Annotated in this window: 4 protein-coding genes, 1 pseudogene and 2 riboswitches; of the genes and pseudogenes, 4 read left to right on the top strand and 1 reads right to left on the bottom strand. The window is 69.5% G+C overall.

Going from position 1 to position 5,351, the window contains the following annotated elements:
* The 4 genes from ACKOQ4_RS13880 to gcvP form a co-directional block, all read left to right on the top strand.
* A partial coding sequence (locus ACKOQ4_RS13880; RefSeq protein ID WP_526292788.1) for a transcriptional regulator FtsR occupies nucleotides 1-524 on the top strand: 524 nt, incomplete at its 5' end.
* A 47-nt stretch (nucleotides 525-571) separates the two neighbouring features.
* Complete coding sequence (locus ACKOQ4_RS13875; RefSeq protein WP_526292786.1) at nucleotides 572-1,066, top strand: bifunctional nuclease family protein; 495 nt, start codon at nucleotides 572-574, stop codon at nucleotides 1,064-1,066.
* A 214-nt stretch (nucleotides 1,067-1,280) separates the two neighbouring features.
* Nucleotides 1,281-1,913 carry a MerR family transcriptional regulator gene (locus tag ACKOQ4_RS13870; protein ID WP_526292784.1) on the top strand — a complete coding sequence of 211 codons (633 nt, stop codon included), beginning with the start codon at nucleotides 1,281-1,283 and terminating at the stop codon, nucleotides 1,911-1,913.
* Between the two features lie 96 nt (nucleotides 1,914-2,009).
* Nucleotides 2,010-2,107, top strand: a riboswitch (glycine riboswitch).
* Nucleotides 2,108-2,212: riboswitch (glycine riboswitch) on the top strand.
* Between the two features lie 105 nt (nucleotides 2,213-2,317).
* On the top strand, nucleotides 2,318-5,065 hold the full coding sequence (gene gcvP / locus ACKOQ4_RS13865) for an aminomethyl-transferring glycine dehydrogenase (protein WP_526292790.1): 2,748 nt from the start codon (nucleotides 2,318-2,320) through the stop codon (nucleotides 5,063-5,065).
* Between the two features lie 4 nt (nucleotides 5,066-5,069).
* Here gcvP and ACKOQ4_RS13860 read toward each other — a convergent pair.
* A pseudogene (locus tag ACKOQ4_RS13860) lies at nucleotides 5,070-5,300 on the bottom strand (hypothetical protein); the annotation flags it as partial.
* Between the last annotated feature and the right edge of the window lie 51 nt (nucleotides 5,301-5,351).

Genomic DNA, 5,351 nt, shown 5'->3' with positions numbered 1-5,351 from the left:
ACCAGCACCTGCCTCTGAACGTCATCAACTGCCAACTCGACGCGCATCCCCACGGCCATCTGCCCGAACCGGTATCGGCCCATCGCGCGCCGCGACTGGTTCCCGTCGGCCCGGACCGGGGTCCCGGCGGCGCGCCGGCCGGCACACCGACGCCGGTCCGGTTGAGCAGGGAGGACCTACTGGAGCGCTCGGGCGTGCCGAGCGCGCTGATCACCGCTCTGTGCCGGGCGGGCGTCATCACCACCGGCCCGGGCGGATTCTTCGACGAGCATGCCGTGACCATCGCGCAGTGCGCGGCCGCGCTCGGCGAGTACGGCGTGGAGCCCCCGCACCAGCGGGCATTCCGTTCGGCGGCCGACCGGCAATCGGATCTGATCGCCCAGATCGCCGGCCCGGTGGGCAAGGCCGGCCGGAGCGGCGCCCGGGACCGGGCCGACGACCTGGCCCGCGAGGTAGCCGCCTTGGCCATCACGCTGCACACCGGCCTGATCAAGTCGGCAGTGCGCGACGTACTGGATCGCTGAGGACTAGACTTCGTCCTGACTGCTTTCCAGTGACTGGAGGTCCGGGTATGGCCGAGGTTCGGGTGGTCGGGATTCGCATCGAACCGCCCGCCAATCAGCCGGTTCTTCTGTTGCGGGAGTCTGACGGTGATCGCTACCTGCCGATCTGGATCGGGCCGAACGAGGCGAACGCGATCATCCTCGAGCAGCAGGGTGTCGAGCCGCCCCGCCCGCTGACCCACGACCTTTTCCGGGATGTCATTGCCGCGCTTGGTCACTCGCTCAAAGAAGTCCGCATCGTCGATCTGCAGGAAGGCACCTTCTACGCCGACCTCATCTTCGAACGTGACGTGCGGGTGTCGGCACGGCCGTCGGACTCGGTGGCGATCGCGCTGCGGATGGGTGTGCCGATCTTCGTCGAGGAGGCGGTTCTCGACGAGGCCGGCCTGCTGATTCCCGACGAGGGCGACGAGGAGGCCGCCGGGGCGGTCCGGGAGGACGAAGTCGAGAAGTTCAAGGAGTTCCTCGACACCATCTCCCCGGACGACTTCAAGGCCACCTGAGCAACGCTTCCGCTGGTCAGATCACGGATCCGTCTCATCTCTGTTTTGTCTGTGCCGACACGCCAACCGGATGCCGGGGCGACCGGCCGCACGCCGCCATACTTCAGGGGCGACCGAGCGTTGTGGCCGACGCCACAACCGCGCGTCGGCAGGCGTATGCTCGAACCACTTGAGGCGCGGGCGCGGCTGGCTGGAACGGCGAGAGGAAACCATCGTGGGCGACGAGCCACGTCAGGAGCAGTTCGATTTCGCTGCCCCCACCGCCCGCTTCGAAGACCCCGCACCGGCGGTGGCCGCCGTGAGTGCGCCCGTGCAGGGTGGTCTGTTCCCCGACGACTCGGTTCCCGACGAACTGGTCGGCTATCGCGGTCCCAGCGCCTGCCAGATCGCCGGAATCACCTACCGCCAGCTGGATTACTGGGCCCGCACCTCGCTGGTCGTCCCATCGATCCGCGGCGCCGCCGGCTCCGGCAGCCAGCGGCTGTACTCCTTCAAGGACATCCTGGTCCTCAAGATCGTCAAAAGACTTCTGGACACCGGTATTTCGCTGCACAACATCCGGGTCGCCGTCGATCACCTGCGCCAGCGCGGGGTGCAGGACCTGGCCAACATCACACTGTTCTCGGATGGGACCACGGTTTACGAATGCACCTCCGCCGAGGAGGTGGTCGACCTGCTGCAGGGCGGTCAGGGCGTGTTCGGGATCGCGGTCAGCGGCGCCATGCGGGAGCTGACCGGCGCCATTGCCGACTTCCCGGGTGAACGCGCCGACGGCGGCGAGTCGATCGCCGCGCCCGAGGACGAGCTGGCCTCCCGCCGGAAGAACCGCGACCGCAAGATCGGTTGATCCGGGACACAACACGCTCGCCGATCCCAGCATCCTGGGGGTCCGTTCGCGTCTGTTCGGCCATCCGGGGAGCCAGCGGCTAGACTGGAGCAGCATCGACCTCGCGCGGGAGAGTTCCGCGGCAGCCAGCCGCGGACGCCGAAGGAGCAACACCTCTCCGTCAACCTCTCAGGCCCCCGGACCGCGCGCGGACGCGATGCCTCTGGAAAGTGGTGGCCGGCCTCCCGGTCGCGCCGCCCGCCCATGGGGAAAGGCGCCTTGCGCTGAATCTCTCAGGCACCGACGACAGAGGGAGAGGACGTCCGAACGGATACGTCCGCCTGAGTCAGGAGTGTCAGAAGTTGTCCGACCCCACCGATTTCTCCGCCCGCCACATCGGTCCTGACGCCGCCGACCTTGACACCATGCTCGCTGTCATCGGCGTGGCGTCCCTTGACGAACTGGCCACCAAGGCACTGCCGGCCGGCATCCTCGACCGGCTGGCAGAAGGAGGCGTGGCTCCGGGTCTGCAGACCCTGCCGCCTCCGGCCGGCGAGCACCAGGCGCTGGCCGAACTGCGGGCGATGGCCGAGGCCAACACGGTGTCCGTGTCGATGATCGGCCAGGGCTACTACGACACGCTGACCCCGCCGGTGCTGCTGCGCAACATCCTGGAGAACCCGGCCTGGTACACCGCGTACACGCCGTATCAGCCGGAGATCAGCCAGGGCCGGCTGGAGGCGCTGCTGAACTTCCAGACCATGGTCGCCGAGCTCACCGGGCTGGACATCGCCAACGCCTCGATGCTCGACGAGGGCACCGCGGCGGCCGAGGCGATGACACTCATGCACCGGGCGTGTCGAGGGGCCTGCAACCGGCTGGCCGTCGATGCCGACCTGTTCGACGCCACCGCCGCCATCCTCGCGACGCGGGCCGAGCCGCTGGGCATCGAGGTCGTGACCGCCGATCTGCGCGACGGGCTGCCCGAGGGCGACTTCTTTGGCGTGATCGCCCAGCAGCCCGGTGCCGGCGGCCGGGTCACCGACTGGTCGAAACTGGTTGAGCAGGCCCACGAACGCGGTGCCCTGGTGGCAATCGGTGCGGACCTGCTGGCGCTGACCCTGATCACCCCGCCGGGAGAGATCGGCGCCGACGTCGCCTACGGCAGCGCCCAGCGGTTCGGGGTGCCGATGGGCTTCGGCGGCCCGCACGCCGGCTACCTGGCGGTGCACACCAGCCACGCCCGCCAGCTGCCCGGTCGCCTGGTCGGGGTTTCCCAGGACGCAGACGGCTCGCCGGCCTACCGGTTGTCGCTGCAGACCCGTGAGCAGCACATCCGGCGGGACAAGGCGACCTCGAACATCTGCACCGCCCAGGTGCTGCTGGCCGTCATGGCGGCGATGTACGCCGCCTATCACGGCGCCGACGGACTGCGCGCAATCGCCCGTCGCGTGCACGCTCATGCCCGCGTGCTGGCCGCGGGTCTGAACGCGGCCGGCGTGGAGGTGGTGCATGACAGCTTCTTCGACACCGTGCAGGCCCATGTACCCGGACGGGCGGGTGAGATCCAGGCCGCGGCCCGCGAGCGCGGAATCAACGTCTGGCGCGTCGGCGAGGACCTGATCTCGGTGTCCTGTGACGAGGCGACCACCGAGGAGCACGTCGCGCGGGTCCTCGAGGCATTCGGAGCCGCACCGGCTGGCACCTACAGCGGGCCTGAAATCGCCGACCGCACAGGTGAATTCCTCACGCACCCGGCCTTCAGTTCCTACCGGACCGAGACCGCGATGATGCGCTACCTGCGTTCGCTGGCCGACAAGGACCTGGCGCTGGACCGGACCATGATCCCGCTGGGCTCGTGCACCATGAAACTCAACGCCGCCGCCGAGATGGAGGCCGTCACCTGGCCGGAGTTCGGCCGCCAGCACCCCTTCGCCCCGGCCGACGACGCCGCCGGCCTGCGCCGGCTGATCGCCGACCTGAACCTCTGGCTGACCGGGATCACCGGCTACGACTCGATCTCGCTGCAGCCCAATGCCGGGTCGCAGGGCGAGTACGCCGGGCTGCTGGCGATCCGCGCCTACCACGCCGAACGCGGAGAGAGCCACCGCGACGTCTGCCTGATCCCCTCGAGTGCGCACGGCACCAACGCCGCCTCGGCCGCCATGGTGGGTATGCGGGTGGTGGTGGTGGGGTGCCGGGAGAACGGAGATGTCGACCTCGACGAGCTGCGGGCGAAGGTCGCCGAGCACGCCGGAGACCTTGCCGCGCTGATGATCACCTACCCGTCCACCCACGGCGTCTACGAGCACGATATCGCCGAGATCTGCGCGGCCGTCCACGATGCCGGCGGTCAGGTGTACGTCGATGGCGCCAACCTGAATGCGCTTGTCGGACTGGCGCGGCCGGGGAGGTTCGGCGGTGACGTCAGCCACCTCAACCTGCACAAGACGTTCTGCATCCCGCACGGCGGGGGCGGCCCGGGGGTGGGCCCGGTGGCGGTGCGCGCCCACCTCGCGCCGTATCTGCCCGGCCACCCGCTGGCGCCGGAACTGCCCGGCGGGGCCACGGTGTCGGCCGCGCCGTACGGGTCGGCGTCCATCCTGCCGATCACCTGGGCCTACATCCGGATGATGGGCGCGGCGGGTCTGCGCAAGGCCTCGCTGGCTGCGATCGCCTCGGCGAACTACATCGCCCGCCGCCTCGACGAGTACTACCCGGTTCTCTACACCGGGGAGAACGGCATGGTGGCCCATGAGTGCATCCTGGATCTGCGGCCCATCTCCAAAGCCACCGGCGTCACTGTCGACGATGTGGCGAAACGCCTGGCCGACTACGGATTCCACGCGCCGACCATGAGCTTCCCGGTGGCCGGCACACTGATGGTCGAGCCCACCGAGAGCGAGAGCCTCGCCGAGGTGGACGCCTTCTGCGAGGCGATGATCGCCATCCGCGCCGAGATCGACAAAGTGGGTTCCGGTCAGTGGCCGGCCGAGGACAACCCGCTGCGCAACGCCCCGCACACCGCCGAGTGCCTCGTGACCGAACATTGGGACCATCCGTACACCCGCGAGCAGGCCGCCTACCCACTGGGCCGGGGATCGCGGCCCAAGGTATGGCCGCCGGTGCGCCGCGTTCGTGTGCCTGCTCCACCAGTTTCGACCAGTCGGTGACCCGGCCGCTGGACCCGGGTTGCTGGGCGATCACCCCGAAGAAGTCACCCTCGGGCAGCCCGCCACGCAGGTCGGCGGTCACGACCTCGATGCCCAGCGGCTCGGCCCGGGTCGCCAGGATCGCGGCGGTGGCGCCGAACAGGTCGGCGTCGACGGCCAGCCGGTTGCAGGCCCCCCGGCAGGCCCGGTGCATCAGGGTCATCGCCTCGGCCGCGGCGGTGCCCTCGTCGAGCATCGAGGCGTTGGCGATGTCCAGCCCGGTGAGTTCGGCGACCATGGTCTGGAA

It is taken from the genome of Mycobacterium sp., assembly GCF_046095365.1.
Taxonomy (GTDB): domain Bacteria; phylum Actinomycetota; class Actinomycetes; order Mycobacteriales; family Mycobacteriaceae; genus Mycobacterium.
This window is presented reverse-complemented; position numbering and strand designations above follow the sequence as displayed.

Excerpts from the sequence above, each read along its gene's own strand:
- gcvP (WP_526292790.1), top strand. The coding sequence starts at position 2,318 with ATGCTCGCTGTCATCGGCGTGGCGTCCCTTGACGAACTGGCCACCAAG.
- ACKOQ4_RS13875 (WP_526292786.1), top strand. The coding sequence starts at position 572 with ATGGCCGAGGTTCGGGTGGTCGGGATTCGCATCGAACCGCCCGCCAAT.